The 17,830-nt window shown below is 43.7% G+C and carries 27 protein-coding genes and 2 pseudogenes; 8 read left to right on the top strand and 21 right to left on the bottom strand.

Translation table 11 applies throughout. The features are described from left to right. Positions 1-145: 145 nt before the first annotated feature. Positions 146-625 (bottom strand): type II toxin-antitoxin system VapC family toxin, encoded by a 480-nt coding sequence (locus IM507_RS02580; protein ID WP_287636498.1) that lies wholly within the window; start codon positions 623-625, stop codon positions 146-148. Positions 626-976: 351 nt separating this feature from the next. Here IM507_RS02580 and IM507_RS02585 point away from each other — a divergent pair, with 351 nt between their 5' ends. From IM507_RS02585 to IM507_RS02595, 3 genes are all read left to right on the top strand, one after another. After that, entirely contained in the window at positions 977-1,222 is a 246-nt protein-coding gene (locus IM507_RS02585; protein ID WP_016514827.1) for a type II toxin-antitoxin system Phd/YefM family antitoxin, read from the top strand. Next, positions 1,219-1,617, top strand: coding sequence for a type II toxin-antitoxin system VapC family toxin (locus IM507_RS02590; RefSeq protein WP_069474475.1), 399 nt, complete (start codon positions 1,219-1,221; stop codon positions 1,615-1,617). Before IM507_RS02585 ends, IM507_RS02590 begins: the two co-directional genes overlap by 4 nt. A 152-nt stretch (positions 1,618-1,769) precedes the next feature. Continuing rightward, positions 1,770-2,024, top strand: a complete 255-nt coding sequence (locus IM507_RS02595) for a hypothetical protein (RefSeq protein ID WP_002739141.1) — start codon at positions 1,770-1,772, stop codon at positions 2,022-2,024. Positions 2,025-2,039: 15 nt separating this feature from the next. Here IM507_RS02595 and IM507_RS02600 read toward each other — a convergent pair. From IM507_RS02600 to IM507_RS02685, 18 genes and pseudogenes are all read right to left on the bottom strand, one after another. After that, positions 2,040-2,525, bottom strand: a pseudogene (locus IM507_RS02600) (PIN domain-containing protein). Further along, complete coding sequence (locus tag IM507_RS02605; RefSeq protein ID WP_002770883.1) at positions 2,522-2,767, bottom strand: UPF0175 family protein; 246 nt, start codon at positions 2,765-2,767, stop codon at positions 2,522-2,524. The pseudogene IM507_RS02600 and the gene IM507_RS02605 overlap by 4 nt, the downstream one beginning before the upstream one ends. 190 nt (positions 2,768-2,957) lie before the next feature. Beyond that, positions 2,958-3,104: a PEP-CTERM sorting domain-containing protein gene (locus tag IM507_RS02610; protein WP_002738886.1), complete on the bottom strand. Its 147-nt coding sequence runs from the start codon at positions 3,102-3,104 to the stop codon at positions 2,958-2,960. Positions 3,105-3,266: 162 nt separating this feature from the next. Then, positions 3,267-3,684: pseudogene (locus IM507_RS02615) on the bottom strand (pepsin/retropepsin-like aspartic protease family protein). Continuing rightward, entirely contained in the window at positions 3,677-3,937 is a 261-nt protein-coding gene (locus tag IM507_RS02620) for a hypothetical protein (RefSeq protein WP_069474500.1), read from the bottom strand. The pseudogene IM507_RS02615 and the gene IM507_RS02620 overlap by 8 nt, the downstream one beginning before the upstream one ends. Positions 3,938-4,088: 151 nt before the next feature. Then, positions 4,089-4,460 (bottom strand): DUF5615 family PIN-like protein, encoded by a 372-nt coding sequence (locus tag IM507_RS02625; RefSeq protein WP_190538253.1) that lies wholly within the window; start codon positions 4,458-4,460, stop codon positions 4,089-4,091. 3 nt (positions 4,461-4,463) lie between these two features. Beyond that, on the bottom strand, positions 4,464-4,694 hold the full coding sequence (locus IM507_RS02630; protein ID WP_069474477.1) for a DUF433 domain-containing protein: 231 nt from the start codon (positions 4,692-4,694) through the stop codon (positions 4,464-4,466). A gap of 167 nt (positions 4,695-4,861) precedes the next feature. Continuing rightward, positions 4,862-5,266 (bottom strand): hypothetical protein, encoded by a 405-nt coding sequence (locus IM507_RS02635; protein WP_190538222.1) that lies wholly within the window; start codon positions 5,264-5,266, stop codon positions 4,862-4,864. A 99-nt stretch (positions 5,267-5,365) separates the two neighbouring features. After that, a complete protein-coding gene (locus IM507_RS02640; protein ID WP_334310865.1) occupies positions 5,366-5,629 on the bottom strand; it encodes a PIN domain-containing protein in 264 nt (87 codons plus the stop codon). A gap of 117 nt (positions 5,630-5,746) precedes the next feature. Beyond that, a complete protein-coding gene (locus tag IM507_RS02645; RefSeq protein WP_002739406.1) occupies positions 5,747-5,986 on the bottom strand; it encodes a hypothetical protein in 240 nt (79 codons plus the stop codon). A gap of 566 nt (positions 5,987-6,552) precedes the next feature. Continuing rightward, positions 6,553-6,921 (bottom strand): hypothetical protein, encoded by a 369-nt coding sequence (locus IM507_RS02650; RefSeq protein ID WP_002752923.1) that lies wholly within the window; start codon positions 6,919-6,921, stop codon positions 6,553-6,555. Beyond that, on the bottom strand, positions 6,918-7,193 hold the full coding sequence (locus IM507_RS02655; protein ID WP_002752924.1) for a hypothetical protein: 276 nt from the start codon (positions 7,191-7,193) through the stop codon (positions 6,918-6,920). The genes IM507_RS02650 and IM507_RS02655 overlap by 4 nt, the downstream gene beginning before the upstream one ends. A 249-nt stretch (positions 7,194-7,442) precedes the next feature. Then, positions 7,443-7,808 (bottom strand): clan AA aspartic protease, encoded by a 366-nt coding sequence (locus IM507_RS02660; RefSeq protein WP_002763443.1) that lies wholly within the window; start codon positions 7,806-7,808, stop codon positions 7,443-7,445. Then, positions 7,805-8,080 carry a hypothetical protein gene (locus IM507_RS02665; protein WP_002739245.1) on the bottom strand — a complete coding sequence of 92 codons (276 nt, stop codon included), beginning with the start codon at positions 8,078-8,080 and terminating at the stop codon, positions 7,805-7,807. Before IM507_RS02665 ends, IM507_RS02660 begins: the two co-directional genes overlap by 4 nt. Positions 8,081-8,304: 224 nt before the next feature. Continuing rightward, positions 8,305-8,619 carry a DUF2442 domain-containing protein gene (locus tag IM507_RS02670; RefSeq protein ID WP_002752929.1) on the bottom strand — a complete coding sequence of 105 codons (315 nt, stop codon included), beginning with the start codon at positions 8,617-8,619 and terminating at the stop codon, positions 8,305-8,307. Continuing rightward, a complete protein-coding gene (locus IM507_RS02675) occupies positions 8,600-8,836 on the bottom strand; it encodes a DUF4160 domain-containing protein (RefSeq protein ID WP_002738880.1) in 237 nt (78 codons plus the stop codon). Before IM507_RS02675 ends, IM507_RS02670 begins: the two co-directional genes overlap by 20 nt. A gap of 426 nt (positions 8,837-9,262) precedes the next feature. Then, complete coding sequence (locus IM507_RS02680; protein ID WP_069474479.1) at positions 9,263-10,078, bottom strand: hypothetical protein; 816 nt, start codon at positions 10,076-10,078, stop codon at positions 9,263-9,265. A gap of 505 nt (positions 10,079-10,583) precedes the next feature. After that, the gene (locus IM507_RS02685; RefSeq protein WP_123230746.1) at positions 10,584-12,035 is read right to left on the bottom strand and encodes a RecQ family ATP-dependent DNA helicase; all 1,452 of its coding nucleotides are present in this window, start codon (positions 12,033-12,035) and stop codon (positions 10,584-10,586) included. Between the two features lie 173 nt (positions 12,036-12,208). Between IM507_RS02685 and IM507_RS02690 the strand changes: the two genes are divergently transcribed. From IM507_RS02690 to IM507_RS02705, 4 genes are all read left to right on the top strand, one after another. Further along, entirely contained in the window at positions 12,209-12,394 is a 186-nt protein-coding gene (locus tag IM507_RS02690; protein WP_002752941.1) for a DUF3285 domain-containing protein, read from the top strand. Positions 12,395-12,405: 11 nt separating this feature from the next. Further along, positions 12,406-12,918, top strand: coding sequence for an rRNA maturation RNase YbeY (gene ybeY, locus IM507_RS02695; protein WP_123230745.1), 513 nt, complete (start codon positions 12,406-12,408; stop codon positions 12,916-12,918). A 28-nt stretch (positions 12,919-12,946) separates the two neighbouring features. Next, positions 12,947-13,435 carry a diacylglycerol kinase gene (locus tag IM507_RS02700; RefSeq protein WP_002738705.1) on the top strand — a complete coding sequence of 163 codons (489 nt, stop codon included), beginning with the start codon at positions 12,947-12,949 and terminating at the stop codon, positions 13,433-13,435. A 663-nt stretch (positions 13,436-14,098) separates the two neighbouring features. After that, entirely contained in the window at positions 14,099-14,338 is a 240-nt protein-coding gene (locus tag IM507_RS02705; RefSeq protein ID WP_002738935.1) for a DUF4327 family protein, read from the top strand. Positions 14,339-14,565: 227 nt separating this feature from the next. On the opposite strand, the gene IM507_RS02710 is transcribed toward IM507_RS02705, so the two are convergent. Together IM507_RS02710 and IM507_RS02715 are read right to left on the bottom strand one after the other, a co-directional pair. Further along, complete coding sequence (locus IM507_RS02710; RefSeq protein WP_123230744.1) at positions 14,566-15,756, bottom strand: class I SAM-dependent methyltransferase; 1,191 nt, start codon at positions 15,754-15,756, stop codon at positions 14,566-14,568. Positions 15,757-16,022: 266 nt separating this feature from the next. After that, positions 16,023-16,394, bottom strand: coding sequence for a hypothetical protein (locus IM507_RS02715; protein ID WP_002738860.1), 372 nt, complete (start codon positions 16,392-16,394; stop codon positions 16,023-16,025). Positions 16,395-17,031: 637 nt separating this feature from the next. Here IM507_RS02715 and IM507_RS02720 point away from each other — a divergent pair. Further along, positions 17,032-17,529, top strand: coding sequence for an ABC transporter ATP-binding protein (locus IM507_RS02720; RefSeq protein WP_439951572.1), 498 nt, complete (start codon positions 17,032-17,034; stop codon positions 17,527-17,529). Positions 17,530-17,830 lie beyond the last annotated feature (301 nt).

Consider the following 17,830-nt stretch of genomic DNA (forward strand, 5'->3'; position numbering starts at 1 on the left):
TAAAAGTTTATGCTGCTATTTTTTTTTCGGAAAAATAGGTTGTAATGGGAGACTCTTTGTTTTCCTAGACAAAAATAATTACTTTTTCAAAAAAACACTTTTCTATTTTTTTGTTGGGTATTTTATTCTCTGGAAGTCCCTAAGTTTACGACTTCTCTGCCGCTTGCTGCCTCCTTTTTGCGTAGGTCTGCAAAGATTGCATCCAAGTCATACTAATTTGGGATAGCTTTCTTTGGATTTGAGCGTTTGCCATCTGCTTACAATTCCATGTTAGTAGATAGTCTAAGCCATAAACGGTTGCTAGTGCCATGTGTAAGGCATCATTAGACGCTTTGGGGGGTAGGTTGCTTTGTTGCAGGAATTCTTGTGCTAGAGCGATCGCTTCTTCGGTTAGATCGAGAAAAATCAAGGACTGTAACAAGTTCTGTCTTTGAGTAGCAATTGTTGAATCTTCTCTCGATGCTTCATCTTCAACAATTTCCGAAACATACAGAACTAATAAACTACTATACTCATCCCACCAGTCTTGTGTAATCTTAATGTTGGCGGCAAGAATCAGGCTTTCTGTTGGTCTTGCGGTTAGATGACCCAAAATACTGGTTTCAATATAGACGGTTTCGCTCACGGCAATAAGAGAAAATCTATCCCACGTCTATCCTACTGCATTTAATCTTGGTTTTGAGGGAGTTGGGTTTCCTACCTACAAGATCAGCGATCTGCTACGCAGTGCCTTCGGCATCGCATTTAAACCCACAGTTTCAATTAATGTGCTATGCCACTTCCAGAGAGCTAACGGCTTAGCTGAGCGGCGATAGACAACCTCTGCATCACCGCTAAGATCTCTCAATTGTCCGCTGCTCCAGCGTGTTGTTATGTCGTGTTGCTTGTCAGTTACCCACAACTCTAAATTAACTTGCCCTTGCAGAATTGCCGTGACTAGATTAAACTTAGTTTATAGACTTAGTTCTTTTAGACTATGGAAACAGTAAACATTCATCAGGCTAAAACAAACCTTTCTCGGCTATTGTCTCGTGTGGAACTCGGAGAAGTAATCGTTATTTCAAACCGAGGTATCCCAATTGCTAAGCTTGTTCCATTTCGGACATCTTTAGATCGACGGTCTAGTTTAGGACAAGATCGAGGGATGTTGACCATACCAGATGATTTTAATGCTCCTTTACCAGAAGATATTTTGGGAGCATTTGAGGGTGGTGCGGAGTGAGACTTTTACTGGATACACAATGCTGGCTGTGGTGGTTTGTCCAACCAGACAAGTTAAGTGAGAATGTAATTGAACAAATTGCAAACGAAAGCAATGAAGTGTGGTTTTCTGTTGCCAGTGTTTGGGAGATGGGAATTAAAGTTTCAATCGGTAAATTACCACTGCCAGAGCAAATAGATGATTATGTCTCCACTCGAATGACCCGACTGGGAGCTAGGTCGTTAGAGATCAATGCTTCTCATGCTTTGCGGGCGGCTGCATTGCCTTTACATCATCGTGATCCTTTTGACCGAATGCTGATTGCACAAGCTCAGGTAGAAGATATGACACTTGTGAGTGCGGATTCAACACTTAATCAGTATGAAGTGTCTTTGCTTTGGGCAGCTAGTTCTTAGTCATAAACACAGAATTTCACCTGCCTTCTAGATGCTCGTGAATCAAACCCTGTAACGCTTAAATGATTTTTAACTTTCCCCTTGGGGCAAGCTTTTGACTCTCCTAAATTTCAGTTTAGCAGATCCCCTATCCAGATCAGGAGTAAGGCTTTATGAGAAAAAGCACTAATCTCGAAAACCCTATAAACCAGTATAGTACCCTAAATCAACTCCTCCAACCCCATCTAGGGGTGTTACCCAATGCCTTCGGTATCGCATTTAAACCCACAGCTGCAATCAATGTGCATGGTGCGTTCCCCCAAAAATCGATCGCTGGAGCAGTAGGAGTCAGATTAGGGAACGCACCCTACAAGATTAGCGTACTGCTACGCAGTGCCTTCGGCATCGCACTTTGTAAAATGGGTTGAAATATTGCAATAGAATCATTCTCCCGCAATGGTCAAAACTTTTCTGTAGAGTGTTTCGCTAATTCGGAATTCTGCCTTTAAGATTAGCTGATCAACAATCGGTTTAATATTCATAATCAATTCCTTTTGCTTGGCTTCGAGTAAAACGCCCAATATTCCAGTAATATTTAGCCCAAGAGATTATGCAACTTTGCGTCCTTTTCTTTCATCCAAAATTAATATATCTGCGCCTAATTCTAGCGCTAAAATAATCCCTTCTGATTCTCCTCGGTCTAATTTATTGAGTAGTTGATTAACTTGGTTTTGCTGGGTGACAGGCCGTGTTTCTATCCAAGATAAGGTCATGATTTCAATCGTGCCGGGTACGGCGTAACCTAAACTCGCCATTTCCTCATAAACGGCTTGAGGAATGATAATTGTTCCATAGAGTTGATGCAAAAGGGTTAACTGGTTAACGGTGGCTAGGTTGGTAATGGGTGAGGTGTCACTCACGACGATCATAGTCTGCCCAGTTTTTGTAAGGTTTGGATATCTTCTTCTAATTCTTCAAGGTCATAATGGACACAAATCTCTCTTAGATTAAGTTCGTGTTGAAATTGGAGGAGGTTCATGCCTGCAAGATGACGGGCTTTGCCAATGCTGATTTTGTCTTGTTTAAAGAGCATGATGGCGATTTCTAGTTTTAGCTCGTCTTCGGAGAGTCCTGATGCGGTCAGTATGTCATTAGGAATAACTACGCTCATAATTTTTAGGGGTTGGCGATTGTCAAATCAGCGATGGTTTTATGATAGCTCGCTTGTGTCTAGTGCCTTGAGGAAGGTTGATGATTTCTCCAATCTCCATTAAAAAGAAGCAAATATCAAATAATCCTCTTTTAAATAGCAAAAAAAGAGACCATTGCGGCTCTCCTGTTGTAATCCCTTCAACTAACGCTTAGTTTTTGTCTGCTTGGGTGTGGCGGCGCTTGAAGCCAGCCCCCAGACCGACGACAGCCCCCAGACCGACGAGGGCAGAGGGTTCCGGGGTTTGAGCGGGAGGAGCGGCATCGCATTTAAACCCACAGCTGCAATCAATGTGCATGGTGCGTTCCCCAAAAATCGATCGCTGGAGCAGTAGGAGTCACATTAAGGAACGCACCCTACAGCGATGGCGTACTGCTACGCAGTGCCTTCGGCATCGCACTGGCTACGAAGTAAAAACAGTTCGGCAAATGACAAGTTCAGCGGATTGGTTGGCAACAGTTTATTTCTGGATCGGACAAATCTCAAAAGCTAATTCGTTTCGATAAAAGCACACATTAAATTCTGCAAAAAAGTTCATGTGACCTAAAATTACTGGTACATCTGTTGATTGAGTCCACGCAAAGGCAAGTAAAACAGGAGCAAAATGTGCAACTGTCCCAGTCACAACCAGCCCTCGTGACTCACTATGGACAAGGTTTCCACTTAAGGGAATTTGAACAGTTTGATTTTCCCAGACCGCCCCTAACTGTAATCCGATTTCGTAGGGTAAGACATTAACACTAGCACCCGTATCCAATAAAGCCATAACCTCTATTGACTGTTGTCCATCAGTTAAGGTTAGCGACAAGTATGGCAATGCTAGACCGACCAGAACTGTCAGTCCGTTCTGTAAAAGAAAAGCGATGACCGTCAAGCATTTGATACTCCCTTTGCCGACACCAAAAGCTCAGACAAAGCGTGAACAGCTTGATGATCTGCTTGAGGCGACCAGACAACCGCGTTAGTAACCGCTAGTTGCTTGATCAGCATATTTTCATTATGCCCATTACTTGCAGTGTCTAGGCTACATCCTTCCTCTTTGGCTACTGCAAGCAAAAGATAGTGAATAAGCCTGAGCTTGTCTTGATGCGTTAGTTGACTGACAGTTGGCAGGAGTTCGATAAGGGACATATTAAACATCTGGTGTTGCTATCTAATTTGGATCATAGCATCTTCCTAAATCTACCTCTCCCATCAAGGAATACAGCTGCAATCAATGTGCATGGTGCGTTCCCCCAAAATCGATCAGTGGAGCAGTAGGAGTCACATGAGGGAACGTACCCTACAAGATCGGCGATCTCACCGTTAAGTCTCTCATTCTAATTTTGTCTTCTTCAATAACTGTAAAGTGTCCATACCAGTCATCCCGTAATGAGATAACCTTGGCAACTTTCTCAGCGACTACAGATGCAGAAGGTACTCTTATTCTAAACAAAATAATACCAACACTGGCCGGCAACCTTGAACGAAAGGCGAGTTCTCCAAAATCTTGATCAAATGTCAAGAGAATACGATTTTCTGCTTGGGCGCGACTTAAAACTTCCCGGTCTGAGATTCCGGGGGATTCCACCCTAATCCACAGGACATCATGGCCATTTTGTCCTAGGGCTTCAACCGCGTCAAGGGGGAAATTTTCGTTCGCTAGAAAACGCATCAGTTAAGCAGGAATAGCATAGACTTTCTCAGATTTGAGCATTACACTAGCATAGCCAAGACAAGCTTGAATATCTTCTACTGTAATACCTGGGTAGTTTCGCAGAATTTCATCAACACTCCAACCTTGGGCGAGAAGATCGATGATAAATTCAACCGCAATCCTTGTTCCTTTAATGATAGGTTTTCCCACCAAAATATCGGGATTTAGTGTAATTCGAGTTTCCCAGTCCATAGCTACATCATTGAAAGTGTTTTCAAAAAGGTAAAGGCTGCATGGGACGCACCCTATATCTCGTTTTATTATAACAGGATTTGGTATCACAACTTCAATAAATGTGCATGGTGCGTTCCCCAAAAATCGATCGGTGGAGCAGTAGGAGCCACATTAGGGAACGCACCCTACGGCTGTAGCATTGAGGGATTTCCAATAAGTCCTCCAAGACCAATGGCTACTATTAAGAACAATAGAGCAAATGCGATTGACATATAGGTTAAAGTTTCGGCATGAGGTCGCCAATCAATTCCAAGTTCTGCCTGATGATGCTTCACCCAATTTGACAAATCCCAAGTCTTCCATGTGCCGAAACAAAACATAATGAACGTCCCGATGCTGAGTAGAAATGGTAGTTGAAGAGCAAGCCGGATTAAGTTTTCGCTAAGTTTAGCGCTGATTACATAGGTCAAAATCGCCCCAATAATTCCAAAGGAAAAAGAGGCGGATTTGCATAAATTTTCAAAATAAAATTTATGCAAATCTATCAGTTTTTCAAACTGAAGCCATTGATACTCTTTATCCTCGCTCAAGAACCAATTCTCCTTTTTTAACTTCAGATACCGATGAACTAGCCCTGTTTACACCCTCCACCGAGGACTTGTGGCATAACGGTCTAGTTAGGCTTTTCGCTAAGGGTAGGGTAATACATTTAAATTTTGAATAAATCGGTAGTCTCGTTGATTCTTGGTGATAAAAGGGTAATTCCATATTATTGCTGTACCTGCAATCAAGCCATCGGCAATCAGCAAACCGTGACTTAGCCGATACAAGCGAAGTAAGTCAACCGCTTTGTCTGAAATAGGTTGGTCAATTCTGATTACATCAAACTGTTGAAGGAATTTTTCCAGCGTCCGTAACTCTGACTTGTTAGTGCAGCCAACAATTAGTTCCATTTGTGTAACTACGCTAATTGCTAATCTGGAACTTGATTGTAGCCTTTGCAGACAATTGACTGCTTCAGAAATACCACGACCAACATCAAGATTATGTCGGTATCTACGATAGTTGAACTAGCCATTTGTCTTTGACCACTCGCTTTCTCGTAAATTTCGCACCCAAGTAGTACTATCTAAATCTTGACGATCGCGCCACATTCCAACAAAGGGATCATTAACTAAATCAACATTTGACGATGCAGACAGAGGTTCAGAATATATGTACTTTTGTTTCAAAAAAGCGATCAGGCTGACTACTTGGCTCTGTGCTTCAGCAGGCAAAGATAAAAATTCCCCTAAAATCTCATGAGTCATGGTTGTATCCTCCCCCATATCACGCCCAAAAGCGTGTTAGCCAGATTAGCTTACTGCAAACAGCCTCCTTTTAAGGAGACTTATCACAGAAGCTTCTCAGGATTGTAGCAAAGATTCTTAGATATGGCTGCACTTTGTCACAGAATTTCACTATTATTTCGGGTAAGGTATGGTAAATCCCTTGATAGATTCAATCGGCACTAACTTCTGTGAAAACGGCTATAGATCTCCTGCAAAAATCAAAAATCTGACCTTAAGTGAGGAGAATCCGAGACAGGAGGAGAAAAAAGACATAAAAAATTTAGTACAAGTGCTGTGTTCTCCCTGCTCTGGCACTCCCTAGCTTACCAGAGGTCGATTATCCACTAAATGGTATCAAAAAAATCGGGTCTAAAACCTCGTCTTTACTCGTTTTATTATAACAGGATTTGGTATCACAGCTGCAATAAATGTGCATGGTACGTTCCCCCAAAATCGATCGGTGGAGCAGTAGGAGCCACATTAGGGAACGCACCCTACGGCTGCGTTGTTAGACCGCGCCTCACCGAATCTCTTCTAGCACTGGCTCATAAGGCTTCAATCTTGACCTTACCGCCCTCAATGTTATCGACCTGCAACCGATATCTGTAAAGCAGCGCCATTCCTAGTAGAGGCTCTGTTTCTGATTCTGCAATATCAATCTCTTGGTACTGCCCATCCCATATCACAGTCCCAGTGTACAGATCAAAATAAGTTTCACTGCCATCACCCAGCGTGACAAAATCAGAACCACTCCAAGGTAAATTTAATGTAGCAATGATTGTAGAGGGCAAAGATAAAAATCCATTGAACCCAGTATCAATCACCGCGTCAACCGCTTGCAGTTGCCGATTTGAGTTTCCGACTACAATCCTTAGCGTGGCTTCACGCCGCAAATTTACAACACCTTCCATCATGGATTTTTCTTCAAACTCCGTGCCCCGAAATGATAAACAGCGCGATGTCCGATACGAATGATCCAAGGTTGGGCATCGGGGTGACGTTCAAAGAGTCGATTAGTTGCAGGCACAACGTTTTCATCGACTTCAAACTCTCCAGTTTCAATGTCGATCGCTACAATCTTACCTTCATTACCGGCTTCGACTTGCTGCCGAATGCCAGATTCGTAGAGTTTTTGCCCTCGCTCGGCTAACTCATCTTTGGGATAACGCCGTTGACGAACTGCCATAGGGTTGACCTCAACTCAGTATTTTGCCTTAATGATACTCTGATTTATTCTAACGAAGTGCTCCCGCTCTACTACTGATGAGCCGCCTCATCGCAAGCCCCCCAGTGGTGCACTTCAAATTTGAATCGGCGCTTCAATCAAGGTGCATGGTGCGTTCCCCAAAAATCGATCGCTGGAGCAGTAGGAGTCGCCTTAGGGAACGCACCCTACAAGATCGGCGTGCTGCTACGCAGTGCCTTCGGCATCGCACTACAAATCATCAATCGTTACCAACCCACCTTCCGTAAACTGAATCACAAGTTCATGGCTATCTAATAAAGCAGTTCCAACCAGGGGTCGCCGCCCTGTGGCAAATACACGAGTTTCTCGCTCCTCACCATTCCAGATAATAATTGCTTTGTGAAGAGGCAGCATTACTTGGCTGTTGTCTGCTAAATTCGCACGCATATCGTACCTGAAAGGAAGATTCAGTAATGCTACTGCTTCGGGTGGTAAACAAAGCTCATCTGTAAATCCTGTATCTACTACAAACTCAATCGGAAAGTCAGCGCGATTTGGAATCCGAAATGGGATAGTGATAAGCGGGTGTCCATTAGCCACAATACCTGAAATCACTTAACTACACGCTCCATAACACCCCCACCAAAAGCGGCAGCAACGTTGTAGCCAATTTTGATCCCAAAGAGCCGAGCATGGGGGTGTTTCTCGCTCAATAAGTCAGCAGCGTGTAAGCCATTTTCATCAACTTTGTAGTCACCTGTTTCAATGTCAATGATAACCATCTTGCCAATGTTTTCTTCAACTTCCACCTCTTGGCGGATTCTGCTTTCGTACAGTTTCTCTGCACGTTGAGCAACTTCTTCACGGCTTAAAAGGATTGCTTGCATATACTAACTCCTGATTACGATTTGACTTCTGGAGACCCCTCTATAATATCTCACAGGTCTGTAGGATGAGCTAATGCCCATCCTACTAAGTCTCTATAAGATTGGTGTACTGCTACGCAGTGCCTTCGGCATCGCACTTAAACCCACAGCTGCAATCAATGTGCATGGTGCGTTCCCCAAAAATTGATCGCTGGAGCAGTAGGAGTCGCCTTAGGGAACGCACCCTACAAGATCGGCGATCGTACTCGATTATTTAACCAACGCTTCAATGATTTTTGACTTTCCCCTGATGGTTGGCCAAGAATCAAGTTTTTAGTGCTAATGTCTTCATCTAGTTGATTCCAATGGATTCCACTGCCACCAGCGAGCAAGCGATAATCATTGCGCTCCTCAATTGAGCCATGCAGGAGCCGAGGATACCATGCCAAGGGAACAGATATAGTGCGCCCATCAGACAAATCTACACTGAGTGTGTCATCTGTGATGGCCAATTGCTGAATTGCCAATGTTTCAAATACTTCATTCGTTAAAAAAGTCATTCCAGCCTGCTAGTAATTGTTCTTGGTTTTCTTGAACAAGTTTTTGAATGCGGTTAATTTCGGTGCGGTTAAATCCTTGGTTACTCTGAAGACGAACCGGCTGAAGCCAGAATTTAGCGATCTCTCGATCTCGTTCAACATGGATGTGAGGTGGCTCATGGCGATCGCCTGCGTAGCAAAAGAATCGATATGGGCCAACGGTCAACAGCGTGGGCATTCAAAAGTTTTGCTCTAAATATCTCAAACATAGCTGAATGCCTCGCTGACTGTCAATCTGTGAATATGCTCATGTAGGCCAAAGGCTATTTAAGGTTAAGAACAATACAAGATTAGCGTTCGCAGTTTAGTTCCGAAGGTGTTGGATTTCTTTTCGTCAACCCAAGCTACAAGATCAGCGATCTGCTACGCAGTGCCTTCGACATCGCATTTAAACCCACAGCTGCAATCAATGTGCATGGTGCGTTCCCCAAAAATCGATCGCTGGAGCAGTAGGAGTCGCCTTAAGGAACGCACCCTACAAGATCGGCGATCACACTTTAACCCACAGCTGCAATCAATGTGCATGGTGCGTTCCCCAAAATCGATCGGTGGAGCAGTAGGAGCCATATCAGGGAACGCACCCTACGGCTTCCAACACATACTCTTAGAAGTCTGCTCGGCAACCTTTGACCTCACTCTGTTTTGGGAATTCTTGAATAGCTCTGATTCGTTCTACTGTTAAGGTTGGACGATTTATGCATTCACCATCTCCTCCCACTTGGATTAAATACTCTCGACCTTGCGAATTATTGAACTGGCGAATCATTTTTAACTCAACTCCTGCTCCAATCAATGTATAGGCAACTGCTTTTACGGTATTCATGTCTACTCCTGAACCAAACCAAATAGCATTTGTAGGTACTCCTGGAAGTTGGGAAGCAGATGTATTTAGCTTAACACCCAAAGCTTCTAGCCGCGATTTCACAATATTAGGATCTACATTTTTGGGAAAATACTGTACTGTGATGCCTCTTCTTTGATCAGCATTTCCACTAATTTTGTTTAGTGACTGACTAGCCTGTAAACTCTGACCAATCTGACCCTTATTCGGATTGTTGATGTTCTCCTGACTCCATCCAAGTTTCTCAAGAATATTGCGAATGAATTTTGTATCACTTCCTGTTACATCGAGTTTTGATTGCATTATATTAACAGTTTGCAATAGCTCGGAGTTTTGCTTATTAACTTGAGATAGATTATCGCTCAGATTCTTGATCTGGGAATCTTTTTTTGCTTCTGTTGCTTTAGATTCTTGCTCCTTACGATAGCCAAAATATACAGTACTACAAGCACTCACAATTATTAAGGCTAGTAAAATGAATTGCCAGATTTTATGTTTCTTATCTTTGGGATCTGCATAAAGTGAAATAACGCCCGAAAATAGTCCAATTAGGGAAGTGATAATTAATTCAAATGGCATAAAAATTTAGATTGATTTGCTAATGTTACAATTTCGCAGCAATTTGCTTATTGTGTCTCAGCATAAAAGATGTATAACTAAATCTTATAAAGAGACTTTCCGTATAACACTCTCCAGAGTAACAATATGGGTCAACTTTCGGCATATCACTCTATTTAAGCGCGATCGCCAAAACTTTTCCCCATATCACGCCCAAAAGCGTGTTAGCCAGATTAGCTTACTGCAAACAATCTCCTTTTAAGGAAACTTATCACAGAATCCTTCTAGAAATCTAGCAAAGATTCTTATATCTGGCTGCACTTTGTCACAGAATTTCACTATTATTTCGGGTAAGGTATGGTAAATCCCTTGATAGATTCAATCGGGACTAACTTCTGGGAAAACCGCTATAGATCTCCTGCAAAAATCAAAAATCTGACCTTAAGTGAGGAGAATCCGAGACAGGAGGAGAAAAAAGACATAAAAAATTAGTACAAATGCTCTGCTCTCCCTGCTCTGGCGCTTCCTAGCTTACCAGAGGTCGATTGCGACGACAATTATCGCAATGACCACAGCGAAAATTATCGGCATTTTCCTGAAAACCAAAAGCATTTAAGAGAAAGTGCCAACGACAGCGACGGGTATAGAGGTAGGGAAATATCTCATTTTTGGGTTTAAAAGTCATCTTGGCGGAATTATGGCGATAAATAAGCCGATAATGAAAAGGATCGAGCCATTCTAGGCGATCAAGACTGTGTAAAAGGGAGAGAATGAGCGCACCATCGGGAAATTCGGCACTAATCGCCTCTAATTTGCCCTCTAGGGGAATTTGGGCTAAAATTTGCCAAGCTTGTCGGTATTGGCGTTCCTGTTGCAAGTTAAAGAATTTTTGCTGGTTTTTATCGCTATTATCTAACCATCCCGTCGGTTCACTAATTAAGGTGAGAGCCTGCATTTTACCCCCATCGCGACCACCGCGGCCGATTTCCTGTAGGTATTCTGATAGTAAAGCTGGGGGTTGGTAGTGGACAACCCAACGCACATCGGGTTTATTGATACCCATGCCAAAAGCTGAGGTACAGACAACAAAAGTTAAATCCCCCCGCAGCCAATTTTGTTCTATTTCCCGACGCTGAAAGGGGGATAAACCGGCATGATAGGCACTGGTGCGATAGTGGAGAGATTGCAACCATGCCGCTAAATTTTCACTATGGCGACGGGAACGAGTATAGATCAGGCCGGATTGTCGAGGTTGACCGGTGAGGAAGTTTAATAGTTGATGACGACGACAACCGGGGCTAATACATATTTTGGTGCTTAAGTCAAGGTTTTGACGGTAAGGATTTATTAAGAAAAGTTGTGGTTTTTCTAGTTGTAAGATGCGGGTGAGAGTCTCACGGGTAGCGGGGTTAGCGGTGGCGGTAAAAGCAGCGATCGCTATTTGGCTGCCGGCCGGTTTCGATTGTAGAAGAGCGGGACGGACAGCCCCAAGACGACGGTAAGCAGGACGAAAATTATCGCCCCACTGGGTTAAACAATGGGCCTCGTCGAGGATGAGAGCGTTAATTTTAACGTGGGGAAGGGTTAATTTTGACCAGAGGGGCGGACTTAAGAGGGTTTCTGGGGAAAGATAGAGAAGTCGCAGGGTTTGATCTGCGATCGCTGCTAAGGTTTTCTTTCTCTGTTGTCGGGGGATTTCGTTATGAATCAGGGCAACGGGTAATTTTTTGGCTAATAATTCCTCCACCTGATTTTCCATTAGGGCAACCAGGGGAGAAATCACTAGGGTTAAGCCGGTTTTTAATAAAGCGGGCAGTTGAAAACAGATAGATTTACCGAATCCCGTGGGCATGACAATCAGGGCATCCTTTGCCGCTAAAATTGTCTCGATAATCTCCTGTTGGGGAAAGCGAAAGGCCTCATAGCCCCAAATTTTCTGAAAAATAGTCCGGATGCTTTCGGTATCGTGGGAAGACATGGGTTAACTGCTGGGGTGTGGGGTGTGGGGTGTGGGGTGTGGGGTGTGGGGGAGTTGAGCGGTTGTTACCATCCCGGAAGGGTAACAATTTTTCCCTGGACTTGAATTTTTTTTGCACTTCTTTAATAATCTGTTACACTTATAGCGATCAATCTTTGTCTGGGGAATTACTGATGACTGAACCTGTTAGCACCACTGACCCCGCAGTAGAAACCGCCACCGAAGCGCAACCCAGTTACGTCAAGCTGGCGATGCGGAATATGGTCAAGAAAAAAGGCGTCTCGTTAAAACACTTTTTTTTGACTACAGCAGCCCTATTAGGCTTTTTTGTCGGTATTTCCTATCTGACGCGTCCCTAGGGTGAAATCTGGTGAGTGAGACTTTACCCCTAGGGGTGGATTTGTGCCTACAGGATAATTATTTTGATCCCGGAAATAGTCCTGTGGATGGGGAAACTTGGCACTATTGGTTGGAGACATGGTTAGGCTATCTATCGGATTATCTCCCCCTTGCCGCCGGTTATGAACTAAGTTTGCGTTTAACAGACGATCGAGAAATTCAGACCTATAATTCCCAATATCGCCACAAAGATCAACCGACGGATGTTCTCGCTTTTGCCGCTCTGGAAGTGGATTTACCAGTCGATGAGCGCATTTTAGAGACAGAACCTTTATATTTGGGGGATATTATCATCTCTGTGGAGACAGCACAACAACAGGCTTTAACACAAAATCATTCTTTGGTGCGAGAATTGGCCTGGTTAACTGCCCACGCTTGTTTACATCTTTTGGGTTGGGACCATCCCGATGAAACAAGTCTGTTAGAAATGCTATCTTTACAGGAAACTTTGTTAAAAACCGTCGAAATGCCGATACATAGTTAGTTATTTTTGTCAAGCATTATTGAGGAATATGAAGACAAACTATCATCAAGCCAACCAATCTACCAGCCTATCTAATCCCTATCTCAACAATAATTTTATCCCTCGATCGGGACAGGTGAGTGAGGGTAACAATCCCAGTCAAAGAGAATACGCTTGGCAAGTCGCCTCGAATCTGTTAGTCAGTTTTCGCTACGCTTGGGCTGGAGTCCGTTATGCTTTTGTCAGTCAAAGAAATTTTCGCATTCACACCCTGATTACCCTAGTAGCGATTAGTTGGGGCTTATTTTTGCGGGTTGATGCCATGGAAATGGCGATTGTCACCCTTACCTGCGCTCTGGTGATGGTCTTAGAATTAATCAACACTGCCCTAGAATCAGTGGTAGATCTGACGGTGGGGCAATCCTACCATGATTTAGCCAAAATAGCGAAAGATTGTGCCGCTGGTGCCGTTTTAATCGCCTCGATCGCCGCTTTACTCGTAGCGGCTTTTATTTTTATTCCCCATTTATTAGTTTAAGCTGGAAGCTTTTTTCAGTGTTGCCAAAGGCACGGCGTAGCCGTCCAGTAAACGGTAAACTGAAAACTCAAATCTGATCACTGATCATCTGTACTGATTTTAAAACGCTTAGGGAAAAATTAAGTACAAATGCTCTGAATTCCTCTCCCTGCTGCCAACTCCAGCACTCCGGTGCAGTCTTAACCAGTAATATTAGATAGGGTTTGCTGAAAAAGCTTTTCCTGATGGCAGGGTGTGGGGTGTGGGGTGTGGGGTGTGGGGTTTTATCGATTTTCAGGTGGTCAACTACCTAATTTTCAGGGAAAAAGTCCAGGAATTTTCCCCCCGATCACCCCAATGGCTGGCACTTTTTGAGGGGAAAAAAGTCTAAAAGTCTTATCCAACAAGGTTTTTAGATTTATTCAGCAAACTCTAGATAGTCAACAGCTTAACTGATCACTGATAACTGATCACTGATCACTGATTTGGCATAAGGGGACTCGACAGCTTTTAGCCGATGAATTTAACTTTTCTTAACCTAAGCCTAAACTGGCGAGGGGAGAGGGTTTCGCTATATATAAAAAATTGTCATCCTCGATACAGCAAAAAATCTCTTTTGTCCCCTTATAGGTTAGAGTATAGTTATTGATAAGACTTTTTTGTAGATCTTGCAGGAAATCTCCCATGAGTGCCATAACTTTCTCCACCGCTCCCACCGCTTACTCTATCAGGATGATTAAGGACGAAGTCCGTCAGATGGTAGAACAGGGGGTAGTGAGCAGACACCAACCGATCTACACCCTCTGTCAGTTCATTCCCCCTCGGGAGTGGGTTTGTGTTGAATGTGAACTAGAACGGTGTGACTACCTTCTCAGGGATCAAATTGGTGACTTAATCGCCTCGGAATCTTGGGATAATGACTAAACTCCCGTTTGCCGATCTGGGTAAAAATCGGACCAATCAGAAATTTATCAGCCTTGTCCACTCTATATAACTATTATAATTCAGCCCTAGTCATTTCTGGGGCTGAAACTATGGGGAGAGAGGGGGATAATTGTTAAGAAACAAGAATTTTTGGCAAGATTTAGCCAAGTTAGTTTAAAAGTTGCCGATTGCCAAGGGACGCTATCTCTAACATCCCCAAGTTTTCCCTAACTTAAAATCAGTAGTTGGCGCTGTTGTAAAGAACGCACACCAGTTAATCCTAAACCAACTTGAGCATCGATTGCTCCCACGGTTAAACGACCATCGCAAGCTTGTAGAAAATCAAATTCTCTCTCCGAGAGATTAACTGGCCGATAATCGTAATCTAGAACACTTGCACTAGGCCAACCGTAAAGACAGGGATGAACTTCGGCCACTGCATTCTCTAGGACTTGATCCCCGGACCAATCGGCAGTCAAAATCGGTGGTTTAGCGAGGAAAAATTCATAGTGGGTGATTTCCGGATCTAATAATTCCGTCAAGCGATAACGTTCCCTTTCCCCTAAATTTTGCGCTCTAGCCATCAATTCGGGGGATTTACCCAATAAACGCTCTAATTGCCAGTAGGAAGGGTTAGAAAAGCCAATAAAGGCTAATCCTGACGCATCAATCAGTTGAAAGAGGGTATCGATATTATAGTCCACTTCCCGGGGGTGAACGTACATATCAGCGAAGGATTCATCGCGATGATTTTCCATTGACCAACGCTCTTTTTCCCGTTTCAAAATGCGATTATTTTCTGGTAGAGAGGCAAAAATCTTTCGGCCGACAGCGACCCCATCTTTATAATCCCCGCGTCGGTCTCCTTGCAAAAGTGCGATCGCAGATTGCATTAACTGGATTTCCCAGCGTCCCAATTGTGCATAGACGAAAATATGCAGCAGACCACCGGAGGCCAGTTTTTGCGCGAGGGATTGAATACCTTTAATCGGGTCCGGGAGATGGTGCAGCACCCCGACGCAGTTAATTAAATCAAATTCTCCGGGGAGATTGGTGGCCGATTCGAGGGGTAAATGGTGAAAATCCAGAGAACCTCGGTGTTTTGGTGCGACTCCCGAACGATTACAGCGTTCTTTGGCAATTTCTAGGGCTTTTTCACTGATATCTATAGCGACTATATTAGCAAAAGGGTTGAGCGCGAGCAGATATTCGGTTCCCGCACCAGTACCACAACCCGCATCGAGAATGCGGATATCCTCTCGTTCAGGTTTACGATGACAACAAAAGTTATAGGCAGCAATCCAATTCCAGCGCCAATTGTAACCGGGAGGAGGTTCATCTAGGAGCGGTTCGGGGGGGAAAGGATAGGTATTGTAGAGACGTTGTACAGCAGTGCGAATAGTAGCGTCGTCGGACATGAAAATTGGCAGAGTTTAGGATAACACTCGATCGATTGTCTCACAGACGGCAGCGATCGGGAAAGTCAGCCGGGGTTTTTTTGAGTTGGTCGAGGGTAAATAGACCTCTTGTAAAAATCAAAAATTGTTGTTAGGGTTAGGAGTCAGGAGTCAGGAGCCAGTAGTCAGGAGAATTAAGAATGAGCATTAATCAATTAAATGGTCTATTTAAGAATTTTATGCAATTGAATCCTTATTTTTACCGTTTTTGAACCCTCAAAAATTAATTATGCAAGAGGTTTAATAATCGGAACAAGCTGCTGTCCCCCTTGATAGCTGAGTTGTAGCTGACTGGAAAATTCTCCGCTAGGGGCTTCTTTTAAGTCAAAACAGACAGGGAGAATTGCTTCATTAGACTTTTCTAGACTAGCAGTAATTCTTTCAATACCTGAAGCTTGACATCGGTTTTGTGGCTGTTTGGGCGACATTTCTGGAATCTGGACTGCTGCTGGCGGTAATATTTGAGTTCCATCAGAGCTATTGAGATCGGGAGGAATCAGCTGCATTCCTTCAATAGGCTGGGGAGTCTTCACAAATAAACGTCGAGTTGCGATCGCTCCTTTCATCCCCACGATATCAATTTGAGTGGGTGCGATCATAACATCTGTCTGCTGGGCTAAAACCGGCGTTGGGGTCAACACCAGAACCAGCATGAGATATCTAAGAAAAATTCCCCGGAAATTCATAGTCACCAACCTTGTAACCGACTTTCTGCCAGTTCCCATTCCTACTGCAATTCTACTCTAATGGGACTTAAACAAATTTGAATGCCAAACAAAGCCGAAACTGGCTTTACTCGATTCTATCCTTGGGGTTGTGCTTTTAAAATTGTGAATACCAAGTACATTTGCTACATTTTAAAACTATCTTAACCTTAAGATTACTTTAATATTTCTTGGTTGTATCGAGAATAAAATCAATCTGTTGTTTCATTTTTATTTGAAGGAATTCTACCAAATTATGCCCGATTTTGCCACAGAATCGAAGGATACAGTAAAGGAAGCTACTACCTTCGTCAATTTAGGGATAGTTCACCAGGCACTCTCATTTTAGATGTAGCCGCCCCGTAGCATCGCAGCCTTGTCTTTGTATTCTAAATGAAGCATAATACAATCTTGAATGAATTATAATACAGGACAAGGACATGACCGATGTGACTGTTTCTCAACTGGCGATCGCCATTATCGGTGGTGGTTTCAGTGGTTCTCTCGTCCTAACCTGTTCCCTTGGTTAACGATCGCCAAAAATGTCGAGTTTGGGCCAAAAATGAAAGGAGTGAGCGATCGGGAACGAAAACAAAGGGTATCCGCCACTTTGGAGATGGTGGGACTCTCGGAAGCGGCGAATTTCTTCCCCTATCAGCTTTCCGGAGGGATGCAACAACGATCAGCGATCGCCCGTACCCTAGCCGCCGAACCAGCGATTATTCTCATGGACGAACCTTTTGGCGCACTCGATGCGCTCACCCGCGAATCGATCCAAACCCATCTCAGAGGCATTTGGCAGAGAACAGGGAAAACGATCTTTTTCATCACCCATGACGTGGAAGAGACTCTCTTACTCGCCACCCGCATCGTTGTCCTCCACGCTCGTCCCGGTCGCGTGGTTAAGGATATCGTCAATCCTTTCGCCCACCGTGACCACGAGGTAACCCCGGCTTCTTTGCGGCTATCCCGAGAATTCCTAGAGATGCGACAGAATTTGGTGGATAGTATTCGCAGCGACGAGATATAGTCACTTGATCCCTTTAGGGATTTCAATTTCTCGCTCTATTGTTTAATCATTACAGTTTATAAGTAAGTAGTTATAATTAAATTGAAGATAGATTTTGCGTCTGATCCCCCCTGCCCCCCTTGATAAGGGGGGTGCTGATGGGCGGGGGGATCCCCCCTGTCCCCCTTGATAAGCTATCCCTTATAGGGATCTTTCTTAACAATTTTTGCAGTAAGCACTCCAACCCTTATCCTGACTTGATTTCAGTTTTTTCTTTGTTTTGTAAGGGTGTCAACAAGGAATATTACAAATTGTTAACCGA

It is taken from the genome of Microcystis sp. M20BS1, assembly GCF_020245305.1.
GTDB lineage: Bacteria > Cyanobacteriota > Cyanobacteriia > Cyanobacteriales > Microcystaceae > Microcystis > Microcystis ichthyoblabe_A.

Coding starts and splice junctions, on each gene's coding strand:
- IM507_RS02605 (WP_002770883.1), bottom strand. CDS start 2,767: ATGAGCGTAGTTATTCCTAATGACATACTGACCGCATCAGGACTCTCC.
- IM507_RS02705 (WP_002738935.1), top strand. CDS start 14,099: ATGAGTGCCATAACTTTCTCCACCGCTCCCACCGCTTACTCTATCAGG.
- IM507_RS02630 (WP_069474477.1), bottom strand. CDS start 4,694: ATGGACTGGGAAACTCGAATTACACTAAATCCCGATATTTTGGTGGGA.
- IM507_RS02650 (WP_002752923.1), bottom strand. CDS start 6,921: ATGATGGAAGGTGTTGTAAATTTGCGGCGTGAAGCCACGCTAAGGATT.
- IM507_RS02680 (WP_069474479.1), bottom strand. CDS start 10,078: ATGCCATTTGAATTAATTATCACTTCCCTAATTGGACTATTTTCGGGC.
- IM507_RS02610 (WP_002738886.1), bottom strand. CDS start 3,104: ATGCACATTGATTGCAGCTGTGGGTTTAAATGCGATGCCGCTCCTCCC.
- IM507_RS02625 (WP_190538253.1), bottom strand. CDS start 4,460: ATGCGTTTTCTAGCGAACGAAAATTTCCCCCTTGACGCGGTTGAAGCC.
- IM507_RS02670 (WP_002752929.1), bottom strand. CDS start 8,619: ATGACTTTTTTAACGAATGAAGTATTTGAAACATTGGCAATTCAGCAA.
- IM507_RS02595 (WP_002739141.1), top strand. CDS start 1,770: ATGAGAAAAAGCACTAATCTCGAAAACCCTATAAACCAGTATAGTACC.
- IM507_RS02675 (WP_002738880.1), bottom strand. CDS start 8,836: ATGCCCACGCTGTTGACCGTTGGCCCATATCGATTCTTTTGCTACGCA.
- IM507_RS02645 (WP_002739406.1), bottom strand. CDS start 5,986: ATGACTCATGAGATTTTAGGGGAATTTTTATCTTTGCCTGCTGAAGCA.
- IM507_RS02715 (WP_002738860.1), bottom strand. CDS start 16,394: ATGATCGCACCCACTCAAATTGATATCGTGGGGATGAAAGGAGCGATC.
- IM507_RS02620 (WP_069474500.1), bottom strand. CDS start 3,937: ATGTCCCTTATCGAACTCCTGCCAACTGTCAGTCAACTAACGCATCAA.
- IM507_RS02700 (WP_002738705.1), top strand. CDS start 12,947: ATGAAGACAAACTATCATCAAGCCAACCAATCTACCAGCCTATCTAAT.
- IM507_RS02710 (WP_123230744.1), bottom strand. CDS start 15,756: ATGTCCGACGACGCTACTATTCGCACTGCTGTACAACGTCTCTACAAT.
- IM507_RS02685 (WP_123230746.1), bottom strand. CDS start 12,035: ATGTCTTCCCACGATACCGAAAGCATCCGGACTATTTTTCAGAAAATT.
- IM507_RS02665 (WP_002739245.1), bottom strand. CDS start 8,080: ATGCAAGCAATCCTTTTAAGCCGTGAAGAAGTTGCTCAACGTGCAGAG.
- IM507_RS02585 (WP_016514827.1), top strand. CDS start 977: ATGGAAACAGTAAACATTCATCAGGCTAAAACAAACCTTTCTCGGCTA.
- IM507_RS02690 (WP_002752941.1), top strand. CDS start 12,209: ATGACTGAACCTGTTAGCACCACTGACCCCGCAGTAGAAACCGCCACC.
- IM507_RS02640 (WP_334310865.1), bottom strand. CDS start 5,629: ATGGAACTAATTGTTGGCTGCACTAACAAGTCAGAGTTACGGACGCTG.
- IM507_RS02655 (WP_002752924.1), bottom strand. CDS start 7,193: ATGGCAGTTCGTCAACGGCGTTATCCCAAAGATGAGTTAGCCGAGCGA.